The sequence below is a fragment of the Lysinibacillus sp. fls2-241-R2A-57 genome (assembly GCF_030209535.1).
In the GTDB taxonomy this organism is placed as follows: domain Bacteria; phylum Bacillota; class Bacilli; order Bacillales_A; family Planococcaceae; genus Lysinibacillus.
Window position 1 is genome coordinate 1 of record NZ_JARVRU010000147.1, and the last position, 1596, is coordinate 1596.

The 1596-nt window shown below is 32.5% G+C and carries 2 protein-coding genes; one reads left to right on the forward strand and one right to left on the reverse strand.

Annotated features, from left to right (window positions below; genetic code table 11):
- Positions 1-283: 283 nt before the first annotated feature.
- Positions 284-808, forward strand: a complete 525-nt coding sequence (locus QRN68_RS20395) for a hypothetical protein (RefSeq protein ID WP_285398796.1) — start codon at positions 284-286, stop codon at positions 806-808.
- 185 nt (positions 809-993) lie between these two features.
- Here the strand turns inward: QRN68_RS20395 and QRN68_RS20400 are convergent, their stop codons facing one another.
- The gene (locus QRN68_RS20400; RefSeq protein ID WP_285398799.1) at positions 994-1509 is read right to left on the reverse strand and encodes a DUF418 domain-containing protein; all 516 of its coding nucleotides are present in this window, start codon (positions 1507-1509) and stop codon (positions 994-996) included.
- Positions 1510-1596: the final 87 nt, after the last annotated feature.

Genomic DNA, 1596 nt, shown 5'->3' on the forward strand with positions numbered 1-1596 from the left:
TAAAAGTCAAATGAACAAATGGTTAGCAGCTCTGCCTAGTTATTTCAAGCAATGTTTCGATCTTTCAGGGTGCGAAAGTTGAGTACTTATTAATACTTAAAGAGGATAATGGATGGGGAAATACCTTTGAAGGTAGTAAACTATCTGAAATTTTGTATCTAGATAAAACAAAGTGATATTGTTAAAAAGCTTCAGAACTTCAAAGCCTGTCTGTGAAAATTCATATATATTTAAAAGAAAGTTAGCGATATTTTGAGTGGTAAATAAAGGATGGTGTCTTGCGATGAACATAAATTATTTTAAAAAAATATCATTGAATGGTAGAGTTTCATACGGAATTAGCTGTTTTGAGAATACATTAATAGCTTTAAATTATAATGTTAATGAGTGGAGAATCGTTTTAGAATATTTGTGGGAATTTACGAGTATAAAGTATCTAGATGATTGGGGCGGCATTGTAGCTGAAATAATCCCAGAAAATTTACTGGAATTTAAATCATATGAAGAGCATCACTTTGAATATTTAGATGAAAAAAACTTCAAATACCTCCATCGATTATACCAAAATATTGATAAAAAAATAGATTTTGTAATGACGTCGATTTATGATATTGGTATAAGTCATGCATACAGTAGAATAGTGGAATATGGACAAAATAGTTTAGATGAACTAGAGATACTAATCAACCATATGGTGAAAAGCAATGTACCCTTACCTGATATCAATCCTTTTGAGAGATTCTCGATAGAAGAGAATAATGGATGGGGAAATGCGTTTGATGGAAAAAGTATTTCAAGCATCTTATAATTTTTTAGGGTATATTTCCTTTTGTATTCAGATAAGGCGTAGAAGGATAGATGGTATAAAAAGCTGGAAAATCAATAGGATACAACTTAGAAAAAAAACGTAAAGGGGCTGTCAACTGGCAGCCCTTTAGTTCGTTTTATCGAGAATTTTATATGAATCAAAGAGAAATTTCACCAAATTGCAACCTAAGCATTTTTTGATTCCTTCTTAATGCCTAAATAAGTAAAAGATCTCCAAGCATATTCCAATGGTCCGAAGCGGAATTTGGATAACCACAGTTTACTAACAATCATTTGTAGCACAAAAATGACAATGGCGATGATGATGGCTGTCGTTAAGTGTAGTTTTCCGTATACACCAAATGCAAACGGCCCAAATAAAAATGTACAAATGATAGATTGCCCGATATAGTTTGTGAATGCCATTCTTCCAGGGACCGCTAACCACTGTAAAACTTTCTTCCCTTTAACCGTGTGATAAATGAAGATCAAGCTAATAGCATAAAAGATAGTTAGGAGCGGTGAGCTAATATATTGTATTGTTTGAGCAGCAGATGAATTTTCTAAAAGGAAAGGTAGTATCCAGCTCAATGTTCCACCAATTATTAATGTCATTAGCCAAGTAATGAAAAAACCTTTTCGGTATTCTTCAAAACGATGAAGCCATTTTTTCTTCGCGATAGCTGCCCCGAATAAGAACATTAGTAAAAACGGAAGATTTGAAAATAAATAAAATAGGCGAATAGTAGAATCAAGTTGAACACTTTAGAAAAATAAAAACATCGTACG